At 36.5% G+C, this 15,246-nt stretch carries 19 protein-coding genes and 2 pseudogenes; 11 read left to right on the forward strand and 10 right to left on the reverse strand.

What is annotated here, in order from left to right:
- Positions 1-22 precede the first annotated feature (22 nt).
- The 11 genes and pseudogenes from FGL31_RS30480 to FGL31_RS02745 all read left to right on the forward strand — a co-directional run bounded on the left by FGL31_RS30480 (position 23) and on the right by FGL31_RS02745 (position 4,892).
- Positions 23-160, forward strand: coding sequence for a hypothetical protein (locus FGL31_RS30480; protein WP_512745617.1), 138 nt, complete (start codon positions 23-25; stop codon positions 158-160).
- A gap of 109 nt (positions 161-269) precedes the next feature.
- On the forward strand, positions 270-578 hold the full coding sequence (gene tilS, locus FGL31_RS02710) for a tRNA lysidine(34) synthetase TilS (RefSeq protein WP_138089626.1): 309 nt from the start codon (positions 270-272) through the stop codon (positions 576-578).
- Positions 579-583: 5 nt separating this feature from the next.
- The gene (locus tag FGL31_RS02715; protein WP_317130951.1) at positions 584-907 is read left to right on the forward strand and encodes a hypothetical protein; all 324 of its coding nucleotides are present in this window, start codon (positions 584-586) and stop codon (positions 905-907) included.
- A 27-nt stretch (positions 908-934) separates the two neighbouring features.
- Positions 935-1,072 carry a hypothetical protein gene (locus FGL31_RS28725; RefSeq protein WP_317130952.1) on the forward strand — a complete coding sequence of 46 codons (138 nt, stop codon included), beginning with the start codon at positions 935-937 and terminating at the stop codon, positions 1,070-1,072.
- 82 nt (positions 1,073-1,154) lie between these two features.
- Positions 1,155-1,463, forward strand: a complete 309-nt coding sequence (locus FGL31_RS02720; RefSeq protein WP_138089627.1) for a hypothetical protein — start codon at positions 1,155-1,157, stop codon at positions 1,461-1,463.
- A gap of 37 nt (positions 1,464-1,500) precedes the next feature.
- Positions 1,501-2,616, forward strand: a pseudogene (gene recF / locus FGL31_RS02725) (DNA replication/repair protein RecF).
- On the forward strand, positions 2,603-2,917 hold the full coding sequence (locus tag FGL31_RS02730) for a DciA family protein (RefSeq protein ID WP_099371924.1): 315 nt from the start codon (positions 2,603-2,605) through the stop codon (positions 2,915-2,917). Before recF ends, FGL31_RS02730 begins: the two are co-directional and overlap by 14 nt.
- A gap of 21 nt (positions 2,918-2,938) precedes the next feature.
- Positions 2,939-3,850, forward strand: a complete 912-nt coding sequence (locus FGL31_RS02735; protein ID WP_138089628.1) for an EamA family transporter — start codon at positions 2,939-2,941, stop codon at positions 3,848-3,850.
- Positions 3,840-4,256 (forward strand): Crp/Fnr family transcriptional regulator, encoded by a 417-nt coding sequence (locus FGL31_RS02740; RefSeq protein ID WP_197734063.1) that lies wholly within the window; start codon positions 3,840-3,842, stop codon positions 4,254-4,256. Before FGL31_RS02735 ends, FGL31_RS02740 begins: the two co-directional genes overlap by 11 nt.
- The gene (locus FGL31_RS22985; RefSeq protein WP_197734064.1) at positions 4,231-4,407 is read left to right on the forward strand and encodes a cyclic nucleotide-binding domain-containing protein; all 177 of its coding nucleotides are present in this window, start codon (positions 4,231-4,233) and stop codon (positions 4,405-4,407) included. Before FGL31_RS02740 ends, FGL31_RS22985 begins: the two co-directional genes overlap by 26 nt.
- A gap of 44 nt (positions 4,408-4,451) precedes the next feature.
- Positions 4,452-4,892 carry an SRPBCC domain-containing protein gene (locus tag FGL31_RS02745; protein WP_099371926.1) on the forward strand — a complete coding sequence of 147 codons (441 nt, stop codon included), beginning with the start codon at positions 4,452-4,454 and terminating at the stop codon, positions 4,890-4,892.
- Here the strand turns inward: FGL31_RS02745 and FGL31_RS02750 are convergent.
- The 10 genes and pseudogenes from FGL31_RS02750 to rbfA all read right to left on the reverse strand — a co-directional run bounded on the left by FGL31_RS02750 (position 4,887) and on the right by rbfA (position 14,624).
- The gene (locus FGL31_RS02750) at positions 4,887-5,507 is read right to left on the reverse strand and encodes an L-threonylcarbamoyladenylate synthase (protein WP_099371927.1); all 621 of its coding nucleotides are present in this window, start codon (positions 5,505-5,507) and stop codon (positions 4,887-4,889) included. The genes FGL31_RS02745 and FGL31_RS02750 overlap by 6 nt on opposite strands.
- A 90-nt stretch (positions 5,508-5,597) precedes the next feature.
- Positions 5,598-7,044: pseudogene (gene asnS, locus FGL31_RS02755) on the reverse strand (asparagine--tRNA ligase).
- A 69-nt stretch (positions 7,045-7,113) separates the two neighbouring features.
- Positions 7,114-8,085, reverse strand: coding sequence for a porphobilinogen synthase (gene hemB / locus FGL31_RS02760; RefSeq protein WP_099371929.1), 972 nt, complete (start codon positions 8,083-8,085; stop codon positions 7,114-7,116).
- Positions 8,086-8,145: 60 nt separating this feature from the next.
- The gene (hemC, locus tag FGL31_RS02765; protein WP_138089629.1) at positions 8,146-9,732 is read right to left on the reverse strand and encodes a hydroxymethylbilane synthase; all 1,587 of its coding nucleotides are present in this window, start codon (positions 9,730-9,732) and stop codon (positions 8,146-8,148) included.
- 115 nt (positions 9,733-9,847) lie between these two features.
- Positions 9,848-10,264, reverse strand: coding sequence for a glutamyl-tRNA reductase (locus tag FGL31_RS24365; protein WP_232046213.1), 417 nt, complete (start codon positions 10,262-10,264; stop codon positions 9,848-9,850).
- Positions 10,242-11,006 (reverse strand): glutamyl-tRNA reductase, encoded by a 765-nt coding sequence (locus FGL31_RS24370; protein ID WP_232046214.1) that lies wholly within the window; start codon positions 11,004-11,006, stop codon positions 10,242-10,244. The genes FGL31_RS24365 and FGL31_RS24370 overlap by 23 nt, the downstream gene beginning before the upstream one ends.
- Before the next feature lie 1,060 nt (positions 11,007-12,066).
- Complete coding sequence (locus tag FGL31_RS02775) at positions 12,067-12,519, reverse strand: DUF8465 domain-containing protein (protein WP_232046215.1); 453 nt, start codon at positions 12,517-12,519, stop codon at positions 12,067-12,069.
- Positions 12,516-13,595: an aminotransferase class V-fold PLP-dependent enzyme gene (locus FGL31_RS02780; RefSeq protein WP_138089630.1), complete on the reverse strand. Its 1,080-nt coding sequence runs from the start codon at positions 13,593-13,595 to the stop codon at positions 12,516-12,518. The genes FGL31_RS02775 and FGL31_RS02780 overlap by 4 nt, the downstream gene beginning before the upstream one ends.
- Complete coding sequence (aat, locus tag FGL31_RS02785) at positions 13,573-14,241, reverse strand: leucyl/phenylalanyl-tRNA--protein transferase (protein ID WP_138089631.1); 669 nt, start codon at positions 14,239-14,241, stop codon at positions 13,573-13,575. The genes FGL31_RS02780 and aat overlap by 23 nt, the downstream gene beginning before the upstream one ends.
- Before the next feature lie 11 nt (positions 14,242-14,252).
- Positions 14,253-14,624: a 30S ribosome-binding factor RbfA gene (rbfA, locus tag FGL31_RS02790; protein ID WP_099371935.1), complete on the reverse strand. Its 372-nt coding sequence runs from the start codon at positions 14,622-14,624 to the stop codon at positions 14,253-14,255.
- Positions 14,625-15,246 lie beyond the last annotated feature (622 nt).

Consider the following 15,246-nt stretch of genomic DNA (forward strand, 5'->3'; position numbering starts at 1 on the left):
TTGGACTCTAATCAAGCCATATATTGAAGATCATTACTTATTATTTGAACTATTCAAGCCTTATCAATTTCAGAGGAATGTCTTAGAGGATCTGAGTTCTGTTATTGACAATCCAATGGGACAGGTATTCGAATCCGATACCCACAAATTAATTGCTTGACAGATCCATACTTAATCCTACAGGAAAAGGTAAAAATGAATTCACCGAAATAACGATTTGATAACATAAACACTGTTTGTAAATCTGGGTTCTAAATCCTTTAGCATGAATGAAGAAAAAGAATGCAGAATTAAAACCTGAAAAATTTTCCGCAAAAGTTGACTTTGACAAATTGGTATTCCCTTTGGTATTAAGGCCATGGAAAATAGGAGATAGCTTTAAACCATTGGGTATGGAGGGGTCAAAAAAAATAAGTGATTTTTTCATCCAACACAAATTGAATCGATTTGAGAAAGATGCGGTGCCGATTTTGGTCAATGCTAATGATGAAGTAATCTGGATTGTTGGTATGAGGTTAGATAATCGCTATAAAGTGACAGAAAATACAAAGAAAGTACTTACTTTAGTGTATAAATAGCAAATATGGACGAACAAATCTTATTTCAGGAAAAACAATACCTAGGTAGAGACTGGACTTGGATCAGTGTAAGATTAATCTTAGCCTTGTTCTGCTTTGTTGCTTATTACATTAACTGGGAGCATGTCGTTTCTCAACAATTGTTTTTTATAGTCGGAGTAGGCATATTGCTAGTTTCTATTATCATGTTGTATATGGTAAGCTATAGGACAACAGTGACAAAAACCCAATGTTATTTTAAGTGGTCTATGGACAACGAGTTTAGTGAAAATCGACTTAAACTCTATCAAGCATATCGAAAAGAAGAGATACTCCAATTTCTTTTTTAACAACCCGGTTTATAATCTTCAATAAGAATGGAAAAATTAGATTCTATTTCCGGTGGCAAGGAAGCATTATGGTTGACCGACAAGGATGGACTTGTTTATGTAATTGGTTCTCAGCATCCTGCCCAGCTCGTGCAGGCAGTCGAAAAAGCCAAAAACGAAAAGTAAAAAAATGTTAACTGAGATTTTCTTGACAATCGACTAAACTTTGCTTTCTTTTATTTGTTAAATTTGGTAAAAAGCAATTGAAATGACATTTATATATTTCCTTATATCAGTAGTAGTATTTTATTACATTTTCAAAATAGGTATGCGCCTACTTATGCCTTTCTTTATGAAGAAAATGGCTGAGAAGATTGTTTGGGGGGTGCACAAGGTCAATTTGGGAATCAAAGAACAAACCAACAAAATTATAATGATCCTTTTTCGCAGTTCAAACAACAACAGCATCGCCCTGATGGAAAAAGTACGAGTAGAATATACTCCACCAAAACAGGAGAACAAAAGAAAAGGAACAGAAACAGCTGGTGAGTTTATTGATTTTGAAGAAGTAAAATAAAGCTTAGCCCAACGAAAAAGCATATCTTTGCCTTGCTATGTGGCTGAAACATCTATCCGTATTAAATTTCAAGAACTATACAGATTCTTCTTTAGATTTCCTCCCAGAAAACTAATGCCTTTACCGGGCAGAATGGTTCCGGAAAGACTAATCTATTGGGATGCCATCCATTACCTTTCCTTATGTAAATCGTATTTTAATCCCATCGATTCTCAGCATATCAAAAAAAGGAGAGGATTGGTTTATGGTTCAAGGTCAATTCGACAAAGAGCTGATCCAAGATGCTGTATCCTGTAGCATAAAGAGAAATCAGAAGAAAACAATTTTAAAAAGAACAAAAAAGAATACGGAAGATTGGCAGATCATATTGGACAATTTCCACTTGTTATGATCTCACCTAATGATACCTTTATCATAATGGATGGGAGTGAAGAACGTCGGAAATTTGTTGATAACGTGATTTCCCAAACTGATAATCAATATCTGGACATCCTTATAGCGTATAATCGCCTTCTCCTTCATAGAAATACGGTATTAAAAAATATCCGGGAGACTGGAGTATTTGACCAAAGGCCTGTTGGAGGTGTTGAACCTTCAATTGGTAGAAGCCGGGGAAAGAATCTTCGAGAGAAGGCAAAAGTTTATGGAAGAATTTCTTCCTGAATTTCGACGTTATTACCAATTTCTGTCCGATGATGTCGAGCAGGTAAATCTTGTTTATGAATCTCAACTCCAAAACCAAGATTTTTTAGAGCTATTGAATAGAAGCCTAGAAAAAGATAGGACCCTTGAAAGGACAACAGTTGGGATTCATAAGGATGATTTACAGTTTTCTATTCATGATGGGATGCCATTAAAGAAATTTGGATCGCAGGGTCAACAAAAATCTTTTCTTATTGCTCTGAAATTGGCGCAGTATGCGTTTCTGAAAAATAGAAAGCAATTCAAACCCCTGTTATTGCTGGATGATATCTTTGATAAATTGGATGATCAAAGAACTAAAAAATTAATGCAGCTAGTTTCTGAAGATGAATTTGGACAGATCTTCCTTACTGATACGGACTCCATTAGGATTAGGAGAATTTTTCAAGAAATAGGAAAACCAATTCGTATATTTGACATACAAGGAGGTCAGGTAAATGGCGAAGTATAATGATGATGCATTTAGGAGAAGTGACGATGTAACCATCAAACAAGCAATGGAGAAATTATTGGATGTCTATAGACTTAGACGAAAGTTTGATGAAACATCTATTCTTACTGCTTGGCCTGAACTGATTGGACCTGCAATTGCCAACCGAACCCAACAAATCTATATTAAGGATAAAAAATTATTTGTTCGTGTAGAGTCTGCAGTCATTAAAAATGAACTCGCTATGATGCGTAGACAAATAATTGGACGTGTGAATGAATACGTTGGTAAGGTGGTAATAGAAGAGTTTGTGATACTATAGTTCTTTTATTCTTACAGCCTTATGAAATACTACCTTTCTGCAATGGTAGGGTTTATCATTTGGGGAACATTTGCCCTGGTGTTAAAACCTCTCGCTGCCTACGGTGCTCTTGACATTCTTATCCATCGCGTACTCTTTGCCTCAGTTTGTATTTTTTTGGCATGTTTCCTCTTCAGAAGAAAACAAACTTTTGCCAGTATTAAGTACCTCAGGTCAACTTCCAACAAGGAAAGAATCCAACTTGCCGTAAATATTTTTGCCAGTGCTCTGCTGCTTGGGATGAATTGGTTTCTATTTATCTATGTAATGAATACAGTAAGTGTCAATGCAACTTCTTTGGCTTATCTCATTTGTCCAATTCTAACAACGGTACTAGCAAGTATATTCTTAAATGAGCGACTGAATAAGGGGCAATGGTTAGCAGTTGGCCTTAGTGTTGTCGCCTGTTTGATCATGGCTTATGGACACTTTATTGACTTATTTTATAGTTTTATTATTGCCCTATCATACGCCGCTTACTTAGTTTTGCAAAAGAATAAATTCAAAATTGATAAGTTCTTTACTTTGACCATTCATATAATTGTGGCAACTATTATCTTATTGCCCATTTTATCTGTTATTGATACATCAGTTCCCAAAACAGATCAATTTTATGTCTTAATATTAGTTATTGCCATTGCTTATACCATTATTCCATTGTTCTTGAATATTTATGCCTTGAAAGGTTTAGACTCTTCAGTGGTCGGGATATTGTTATATATCAATCCAATAATCAGTTTCTTTCTAGCAATTCTATATTATAAGGAACCAATTAATTTGCCACAAATCTTCGCTTTTGCCTTAATATTTTTGGCAGTTATTATTTTTAATGTTGCTTATATTTATCAAAGAAGAAGGCAAACTGTTCTTAAACCTGATGTTCATGAACTTTAAACAGCAGTTATTCCAAATGTTCGAGGTCTCAGATGACCAAGCTGAATTAATTATTTCGAAGTTTGTTCCAGAGGTATTGAACAAGAATGAATCTTTCTTAATAGAAGGGAAGTCTTGCAACTGCTTGAGCTTTATTGAGTCAGGTGTTTTCCGAGTATATAAGTTTACAGAATCCAAAGAAGTAACACAATGGCTGGGAGGGGAAGGATATTTTATTACAGACTTGGCCTCTTTCTTTTTTGATGCTTCTGCAAATTGGTCCATTGAAGCACTGACTCCAGCTAAAATTTGGACATTAAATAAATCTGATTATTTGGAAATACAGGATCAGATCCCAAACTGGAATGTCCTTGAAAAAGAGATTTATTGCCAAATGTTTTATGGTGTTAGAACAACGTGTATTTGATTTTATTGCATTGTCTGCAGAAGAACGCTATCTAAAATATTTCGAGAACAACAAATTTCTCTTCAACCAAGTTCCACTACAATATATTGCATCCGTGTTGGGAATGAGCCCAGAAACATTGAGCAGAATCCGAAATAAATTATCTTCTTGACAAATGTCAAGTGGTTCTAGCTTCTGTCAATATACCTTTGATATATGAAAGAACTAATAGAATCACAGATAATTATAAATGCACCAGCAGCAGCCGTATGGAAGGTATTAGTGGATTTTAATGCTTACCCAATGTGGAGTCCGACCATTAAAGAGTTTTATGGAAATCCAACTGTCGGTGAAAGAACTAAGGTGTTGTTGAGCCAACCTGGAGAAACTAGCATGAAAATGAATCCTGTTTTTTTAAAGATTGATTCAAATAAGGAATTGAGATGGAAAGGGAGCCTATTGATGAATGGAATATTCGATGGGGAGCATTATTTTATCTTAAAACCTATTTCAGATAGTGAGACCATTTTAATTCAAGGAGAAATGTTTTCGGGAATATTAGTTCCATTCTTTAAAAAAATGATCCATGGCAATACAAAAAAAGGTTTCGAAATCTTCAATGCAGCTCTAAAAGATAGGTTAGAGTCTAGACTATAGGTATTGGTCTAGATCTCCTTTTCCTTCACGGATAACTTCAAAGTCACCAGAAGTAAGGTCTACAACAGTAGAAGCTACATTGTCACCATAGCCACCATCGATTACTAAGTCTACCTTGTCCTCATATTTCTCATAGATTAGTTCAGGGTCTGTGGAGTATTCAATGATTTCATCCTCGTCATGAATGGAAGTTGTAACAATAGGATTGCCCAATTCCTTTACTATTTCTCGGACAATATTGTTGTCAGGAACCCGGATACCTACAGTTTTCTTTTTTGAAGACAGTAGTTTGGGAACTTGAGAACTGGCATTGAAAATAAAAGTGAAAGGTCCAGGCAATGCTTTCTTCAAAACCCTGAATACTGCAGTGTCAAATGGTTTTGTGTATTGCGAAATATCCGTTAGATCATAACAGATAAAGGATAAGTTCGCTTTGTCTGGCTTCAACCCTCTAATGGCATACACACGCTCTATTGCCTTTTGATTTGTAATATCACAGCCCATTCCATATACGGTATCTGTCGGGTAAATGATTACTCCACCTTTCTTCAAAACCTCAACAGCTTCTTCGATAGCCTTAGGATTCGGGTTGTCATTATAAATTTTTAATAGCATATGCCTATTTTATTTTCTTGTTCAATATTACTTAAACAAAAACCGCCAAAATAAAGTTTGTTTTGACGGTTTTTAAATATTTTGTTTTTATTAAAACTCTGCGTTGTTTGGAGTCCTAGGGAAAGGAATCACGTCACGTATATTGGTCATTCCTGTCGTGAACAGTACCAAACGTTCAAAACCAACTCCAAAGCCCGAGTGAGGGACAGATCCAAATCGACGTGTATCTAGGAACCATTCCATTTCTTCCGTCGGGATACCAACTTCACCCATCCTCGTTACTAATTTTTCAAGGTTCTCTTCACGTTGTGAACCACCCACCATTTCACCAATACCAGGGAAAAGAATGTCCATAGCGCGAACCGTTTGTCTGCCGTTCTCATCTACTGGGTTCTGTTTCATATAGAAAGATTTGATCTCTCTAGGGTAATCTGTTAAGATAACAGGTTTTTTGAAGTGCTTTTCAACTAAGAAGCGTTCATGTTCTGACTGTAGGTCAGCACCCCAACCTTCGATCAAATATTTGAATTGTTTCTTTTGATTAGGCTTGCTTTTCATCAAGATATCTATAGCCTCCGTATAAGTAACTCTTTCGAAGTTATTGTCGATTACAAAATTCAATTTCTCAATCAGGTTCAACTCTGATCGTTCTGCTTGAGGTTTTGATTTTTCCTCTTCCAATAGGCGGTTTTTCAAGAACTCGATTTCTTCAGGACAAGTGTCCAAAGCATAGCGAATAACGTATTTCAACAGGTCTTCTGCCAAATCCATGTTCTCCTCAAGCTCATAGAAAGCCATTTCTGGTTCTATCATCCAAAATTCCGCCAAGTGACGTGTAGTATTGGAGTTCTCAGCTCTAAAAGTAGGGCCGAAAGTATAGATGTTTCCGAAAGCTAATGCAGCTAACTCACCCTCCAATTGTCCTGATACAGTTAAGTTTGTCGACTTGCCGAAGAAATCCTCTTTGAAGTCGATTTCTCCACTCTCAGTACGAGGAACATTATTCAGATCCAAGGTGGTTACTCGGAACATTTCACCAGCACCTTCAGCATCAGAACCCGTAATGATAGGGGTATGCATATAAACAAAGTCGCGCTCATTGAAAAACTTGTTTACAGCAAACGCCAATGCATTGCGAACCTTGAAAATAGCATTGAACGTTCCTGTACGGAAACGCAAGTGTGCAATTTCACGTAAGAACTCTAAGCTGTGCTTCTTTGGCTGCAATGGAAACTTCTCAGGGTCAGAATCTCCGATAATGGAAACCTCCGTAGCCTTTACTTCTACTTTTTGACCCTTTCCAAGTGATTCTACTAAATTACCTTTAACACGGACAGCAGCTCCAGTTGTTATTCTTTTCAAAATATCATCAGGAGTGTTTTCAAAATCAATGACTGCTTGAATATTATTGATTTGAAGACCCGTCATTGATAGCTATAAATTGATTGTTACGGAAGGTACGAACCCAACCCTTAACGATAACTTCCTTTCCGAAATCCTCTGATTTTAATAATTCTTTTATTCGTGTATGTTCCATTTTGTAGAAAATAATATTTAATGGTCGCCTAAGAGGCTTACAAAAATAGCCAAATAATTGACTTATGGTCTATTTTACCCAGCCTTTTTCAATAACTTCTTTAGCATGATAAGTCAAGATGGATGTTGCACCTGCTCTTTTGAAACTCATCAACGTTTCCAATATAACTTGCTCACTTAACCAACCATTGGCGATAGCTGCCTTCAGCATAGCATATTCTCCCGAAACGTTGTAGGCAGCGATTGGCAGGTCAAAATTATCTGCCAATAATCTGATGACGTCAAGATATGGTAGTCCTGGTTTAACCATTAAGAAGTCTGCACCTTCTTGGGTGTCCAACTGTGCCTCGATCAATGCCTCTTTACTGTTCGCTGGATTCATCTGGTACGTTTTTTTGTCCCCTTTTTTAGGTGCTGAACCCAATGCATCACGGAATGGACCATAAAATGCAGAGGCATATTTTGCAGTGTAAGACATTAGCGAAACATTGCTGAATCCATTTTCATCAAGGATATTGCGTAAGTAACCGATTCTTCCATCCATCATATCTGAAGGAGCGATAATATCAGCACCACTTTCTGCGTGGGCCAAGGCCATTTTGCCTAATACCTCCAAAGTTTCATCATTTAATATTTCCCCGTTCTCAACGATACCATCATGGCCATCAGAGCTGTATGGATCCATAGCAACATCTGTAACTACACATGCCTCAGGGAAGTGTTTTTTCACAGCTTCTATAGCGCGCAAATATAATGTGCCTTTACGGTAGCTTTCGGTAGCATATTTGTCTTTCAAAGACTCTTCTACTGCTGGGAATAAGTCAAAGGCCTGCAAGCCAATATTCATACAGCTCTCTACTTCACGAAGTAAATTGTCAACAGAATAACGGTAAATACCAGGCATGGAGGATACTTCAACTTTTTGATTTTCTCCATCTACAATAAACAATGGAAAAATCAAGTTTGCAGCAAAAACATGATTCTCTTGAATCATATCACGAACTACTGCTGATTTCCTGTTTCTTCTAGGACGGTGTAACATGTTTTTATAATTTATGTAAGAACGAAGGGGGATAATTCCCCCTTTGCTATATGTATAATATTAATAATCTAATCCGAATATGGCTTCTGCAAGTCCGATTTCGTCTGGAGTATAAGGAAGCGTATATTTTAATCCTAGGGCTTCAATGACCTTGGCAGTTGAATGCCCGATACAAATGATCTTTTGGTCAGGATCCGCTAGGTTCTCCCTAAAATAAGCCTCAACATTACTAGGACTCGTGAAAATCATCACTTGTGCATTCGTTTTGTTGACTTCTTCTTCAATTACCGTCTCGTATATCGGCATATCGATGACCTTTGTGTTTTCCGTTAAAGCTTTTTGGATAGTCTGTAAAGAACCCTCCGCTCTAGGAATTAGGACGGTTTGGCCATCTACTAATTTGGCAAATTCCTTCGCTATTCCTTCTGTGTCAATACCTAAATTGTCCCCAGAAAAATCTGCAACACGATTGTATTTTCGTAAACTATCTTCCGATCCTCTTCCTAAAACAGCGATTTTTGTCTTCTTCAAGATCCAAGGTTCCAATTTAAAGAAATGCTCAATAGCATTTTTTGAATTAAAGAATATCCAATCAGCACGCTTCAGAATAAATGAATCCAATTTATTTATGGTAGGGAAGATGCGTATTAAAGAGCGGTCATCCACTTGGATATTGTGTTTCTTCAAGAATCTTGCTAGGTATGAATTTTCAGCAAGATCACGAGTGATAAAAACAGATGATGGTAATTTTCTGTCTTTTTGGAACTTTGAGAAAATCTTTTCTGCCATTCCTTCCGTTGTTTCCGACTGTAAGAATACGCGGTCTGGAAAATCCTCATTGGTATCAGCGATGGAGGTCCATGATTGGTAAACCCCATCCTTTTTGCGACAATAACTTCCAAGCGGAGCATGGCAGCCACCATCAAATAAATTCAAAACTTTTCTTTCCACCGAGATCGCTTGGGCAACCTCCGGATCATGGATCTTTTGTAAGATGTCAAATAGTTCCTTGTCTGACTCACGGATTTGAATAGCTAATACCCCTTGTGCTGGCGCTGGAATTATTTCAACCGGAGGGATCTCTTCCAAATGGAAGTCTGAAAGGTCCATGTTGATCCTTGCAATCCCTGCTTTTGCTAATACAATAGCATCATACTTCTCATCACGTAATTTCTGAACACGTGTTTGAAGGTTACCGCGAAGGTCCTCAAATTCTAAATCGGTACGAAGTGATAATAGTTGAGCTTTTCTTCTGTTGGATGATGTACCAACCGTTGCATTGTGTTTTAATGAAAGTCTTTTGGTGATATCCACGCAATCTTTGTGGATAATCAATAATTCAGAAGGATCTTCACGGTCAGAAACTGCTGCAATAATTAATCCTGGAGGATTTACTGTAGGGAGGTCCTTATGAGAGTGAACCGCTAAGTCAATTTGACCAGACAACAACTCTTCTTCCAATTCTTTGGTAAAAAAACCCTTGCCTTCTAGTTTGTCAAGTCGGAGATGTTGGATAATGTCCCCTTGGGTTTTAATAATTTTCAGTTCGGCTTCTACTGATATTTCAGCTAATCGGTCCTTTACAAAATTTGCTTGCCATAGGGCTAACTCACTGCCACGGGTACCGATAATTAGTTTTCTGTTCACGTTCAAAGATTTACAAATGAATATTACGCAGGCAAATTTACAGAAATAGCCTTTTAATTCTGAATTTTAAACCCGGAATCGGTAATATTTTAAGAAAATTTAATATTAATTGCTTTCAGATTCGGCAGATTTTACCAAGATCTCCTTCGCCATAACCATAGGAACTTTGATGTATTTCTTCTCCATAATAGTTAATGACTTTGTTCAACACTTCGCGAGCTGCAGGATCCAATTGTTCAACCTCATTCGCAAAAACCTCGGACAATGCCATTGCTTTAATCTCTTTGATCTTTTCAGGAACTTCCTTCATCGCAACCTCAACACGACGCTGCTTCAAAATAGGCAAGAATTCCTTGATGTTCTGCTCGATGATTTTTTCAGCATTTTCAAGCTCTGAATATCGCTCTTGAATGTTTTTCTCTGCAATTTGCTGCAAACTGCTAACCTCAATGTAATGAATTGGGTGTTTCGCAATTACTGCTGCATCGATGTCGTTGGGAATAGCTAAGTCAACAATTACTTTTTTTGTCATCCTCACCATTTAACAAAGATTCATATAGATCTTCGTGGATAATGGCTTCAGGTGCACCAGTGCAGGTAATCATCACATCAAAGCCTTTTTTGTAATTCTTCAGTTCACTCAACGGATAAACTTGGGCTTGCAGCTCTTCTGCCAACGGCTGAGCATTAGCAACGGTCCTGTTGAATATCGTGAAGTTGCTGTATTTATGCTTTTTAAGGTATTTTGCTAAGTTTTGGTTGGTCTCACCTGAACCAATAACCAGGATTCTAGGGTTTTCCTGTAATTTAACTTCGCGCAGTTTACGGTATGCTAAAGAGACTACCGAAATGGGATTGCGAGAAATATTGGTGTATGTATAAACCTCTTTTGCAGTCTTAACCAAACGGTCCATCATCAAACGCAAGAAATCTCCTGTGAATCCCGCAGCTTTACAACGATCGTAAGCGCGACGGATCTGTGCCAAAATTTCTTTTTCACCCACAACCAAACTTTCCATCGAACAGGAAGTGCGGAATAGGTGATTCAACGCATCTAGACCAGAATATCTGTTGACCTGACCTAAATAACATTGCATACGCTCTGCAGGAACGCAGAAATTCATGCTGTCCAAGAACTGCACCACAAAATCATCGTTCAATTCGTGCGAACCATAAAAAACAAACTCCACACGGTTGCATGTACCAATGTAGAATATCTCAGGAATGTCTAAATTGTTTTTTAAGGTTAATAAGGCGACTATCCAACTCCTCATTGCATATTACCAGATTCCCCAAATCCTTTAGATCAACATGTTTATGGGTAAACGCTATAACTTTTAAATTCTTCAAAGCCTTATTATTTCTCCAATAATTTTGTACTTGCAAATGTAGACTAAAACAGTGTTGATATTGTCAAGAATGTGTCAATAGAACGAATTTAGAACGATTATAAATAATGTTAAAATAATGTTAAAACAGTGATAATTAAATGCTTACAATTCAATTTGAGATTTTATTGTGATGACAATCATTTCTTTTATCAGTAATAAATGACACAAATTACAGTATGTACTTGGTCGGTTTGATACAAAATCTTGCAAAAACAGTTGCTATTATCTATAAAAACCCTTTTTTAACTTTTCTAATTGGACGCTAATTCTCATCTTTGGTTAATATTTAATTTCATGAGAAGCTTAAACAAACCATTAGCATTATTGGGATTTTTTGTAGTGTTTATTTCTACGATTTTTTGCCCATTTCTGAAAGTCCCACTTCAAGCAAACTGGAATCTTTACCAAGTAGATACCGCCTTGTTTATGATCACAAACGGAATATTGGGCCTTTGTGTTCTCTTGTTTTTTATGAGGAAACTTTCCGGCTTCCGTATCGCAGCACTAGCACTCATTGCTTGGATAATTCTTTTCATTTATTCTAGTATATTTCCAAATCAACAATTACGTTGGGTTTAAATTTTTAGATGGTTTATTGTCTAAAACACTGAATATAAAATGGGGATGGGCAGTATTGCTGGCCGGAGCCATCATGATTTTGTTTTCTGTTGGAAAAGAAAAAAAGTAGGAGAATAAAAGATTCTAAAAAGGCTCAATAAAATTGAGCCTTAATTTTTTAAAAATGTTTTCTGGCCACTTATCGAGGCCTATGCGAAATAAAATGCTGCTTTAATTTATCTAAACCTATATTCTCCTCAATTTTATCCAACTCAAACAGCCAAGCTTTTTCTGGCAATACCTCAGAGTTCTCTTTTGAATTGATAAGATCCAATGGTTTTACTTTAATTGTCTTTCAATGGCTGGAAATGAATTGTGCTGTCTTCTAGATGTTCTTAAAATTTGAAACTCCAAATTCGGCCATTTGTTGATAGCAGCAAAATTTCCCGTATATATTTGGTTGTATTCCCTCGCCGGTACGATATTGGCAAAGATACCTGTTCTTTTTGTTGCCGATAGATTCTGTAACAGAAACCATGAGCTCAAAAGAAGTTTCATTAACGATAAAGAACTTAACTAACCCATCTTTTTGTTCTCCGGTTAATGCAAGGAATATCCCTTTTTCAATAAATTTTCCGGTTTGAGCAATAGTTGTTGGTTCTTCATCTTCTTCCATGCGCATATTTCCATGCACTAATGTAATCTTGTCGAGCATAACAGGAATTTCAAATCCTGTATCATCCGTTACTCCAACTAAGCCATTTTGCAAAAAAGCCGTAATATGGCCTTCAATAGGCTCATCAACAAATCTTACTAAATCTCCTATTTTAAAATTCATCTTATACTTTCAATAATGTTAACAAAGTTCTGTATATCCCTTAAATCATTATAAAGGTGTATTCCAATTCGAATACCAGTACCTCTAGGGAAGCATTTAATACCGCTGTTTATCAAATTTGGATATAATTCCGGATTGATTTGAACATTGATCAATGAGGACTTAACCTCTCTTTCTGCAATATAAGGCAAAATTAAATCTCGTTCCAAGAGCAATTTGTAAGCTTCATTTTTCACAGTTGTAACATGTTCTTTGATATTGTCTAATCCTAAATTCTCCAAAAACAACAATCCTTGTTGCAATGTCCCATGACTTAAAGTATCTTGATGACCAGGTTCAAAAAAGGTGTCCAATAAACTTTTATCCTTCCACATCGCAACTTGAGGTAGAGGGATATCCAACCTTAATTCCTCCAGCCAAGATTTGAAATCATCGCTCAGCATCATAAACCCATTCCCAAAACCTGATAACAACCACTTATAGCCAGAACCTCCCAAAGCATCAATGCCAGAAGTCTCAAAATTAAAAGGTTCGGTTCCTAAATACTGAGTTCCATCGGCTATGATCAGTAGGTTAGGATAAGTTGATTTTATTTCTTTTATAAAATTAAGGTCAATCATCAAGCCGCTGATATACTGGACAATACTGAAAATTAAAACATCTGGTTTTTGCTTTTTGATTGCGTTTAACAAATCTTTCTCAACTTCCGCAGAAAAGGGTGCCACGGAATGTTGTAGTTTTCTGTTTACGATTGGGTATTGAAGGGAGGGGTATTCATCTTCAAGCACTAGATAAGAAAGATTTTCTGGAAGAAGGTCGATTAGTGTAGAATACCCAAATGAAAAGTTGGGAGTCAAAAAAGTGTTATTTTTATTAGCTCCAAAAAAAGAGGCTACGGTAGATTTTACTCCGTCAATAAACTCTGGTTGTTTATCGCGCAATTCTCCATTGGTTTCAAAGAAATCATCTTCCCATTTCTTTCTCCAATTAAGACTGTTCTTTGGCAAAAGACCATTTCCTGGAGTATTAAGATAGATGATATCATTAGGAATGTTAAAATGTTCTTTGAAAGTCATATGGTATAGATTGTTGTGTGTGAAGTATTGACAAATATTCTTCTTGTGGAATTAATTCTGCCCCCATTTTTGTCAAGTGCTCTGAAGGTATTTGGCAATCTATCAATGATAGACCAAAGTTCTTGGCAAGATGGACAAGAGCAATTTTAGATGCGTTCGAAACCTTCGAGAACATGCTCTCTCCACAGAAAACCTTGCCAATTTGAACGCCATATAATCCCCCAACTAATTCTTCTCCTTGCCATACCTCTACACTATGTGCATATCCAGCCTCATGTAAACGATTGTAGGCATCTTGCATATCAGAAACTATCCATGTTCCATCTTGATCTTTTCTAGAAATCACAGCACAGTTTTTTATAACAGAAGAAAAATCCTTATCGATCGTAACTTGAAATTTATTGGATCTGAGAACTTGTTTTAAGCTTTTAGATATCCTGATTTTTGCTGGGGAAAGAACAAATCTTTCAAGTGGAGCATACCATAAAATCGGACTGTCCTCATTGTACCAAGGAAAGATACCGTTTTCATATGCGAGTAACAATCTTTCAATACTCAGATCACCTCCTACAGCCAACAAACCATCCTCATCAGCAAGAGAGGGATGTGGGAAAACTAACTCGCTTTCATCCAATAAATAATACATGGTAATGTTACCTAATCAGGTTGTCTAGGTTCTTTGCTGATTTCATCAAAGATCTTGTCCATATGCTCAACATATTCATTGGTATCATCTAAGAAGAATTCCAACTGAGGAACGATACGGGCTTGATTTTTTATGCGTGTTCCCAATTTATAGCGAATTTCGTTGGTTTTAGCCTTGATACTGTCCATGTCCGCTTTAGCAGTTTTGGTGTTCAAGAAACTCAAATAAACCCTTGCAATCGCTAAATCAGGAGTAACACGTACCCTGGTAACGGTAATAAAAGCCCCAGGAGCCCAAGAATTGCCCTCACGCTGAAACATCTCAGCAAGATCTTGTTGAATTACTCCAGCAAATCGTTGTTGTCTTTTACTTTCTGTTCCCATCTTTTGATTTGTGTATGAAAAGTTGAATTACTTTTCCTTAATACAAATATAAGGGTTTTCGATGAATGACCAATTCTAGACTTTTAAAGTATGAGCTTAATACATTGGACTTCCCAAAACATATAATGATGTGGAAGCCCGATTTTATAAACAAAAAAAAAAGACTTGTCGTGGGCATGGTGACAAGTCTTTAATCAAAATTAGTTTATAATTGGATAGAATAATTCTTTCAAAGTTTTAAGACTTTTCGGTCTATCATGTTTAGTAATTTGTAGCTGGTTATTAGCCGTGAGTACAAGCTCACTTTTAATTTTTTCATTCCCCTTTACATCACAAACATAGAGGTTTAATTACGTTGCTACAAGAGGTATTTTAAAAAAAAGTAAGTGATTACTTAATTCACATTGTGTTAATGCACACGGTTGAGTTGATGAATTATTTACCCTTTGGTAATAAAAAATTATTTTTCTAAGGACCGTTTTATTAACCCAATATCTTGTTTTAAAGCTATGCTAAAACGGAAAAGCTTTAACACTTTTTAACAAATTTAACGTGCGAGAAAAACTTTGAACATTAACCATTTTTTCATGTAAAAACATCTATTTTTTTCCTGATACTGCGA

The organism is Sphingobacterium daejeonense (assembly GCF_901472535.1).
Taxonomy (GTDB): Bacteria; Bacteroidota; Bacteroidia; order Sphingobacteriales; family Sphingobacteriaceae; genus Sphingobacterium; species Sphingobacterium daejeonense.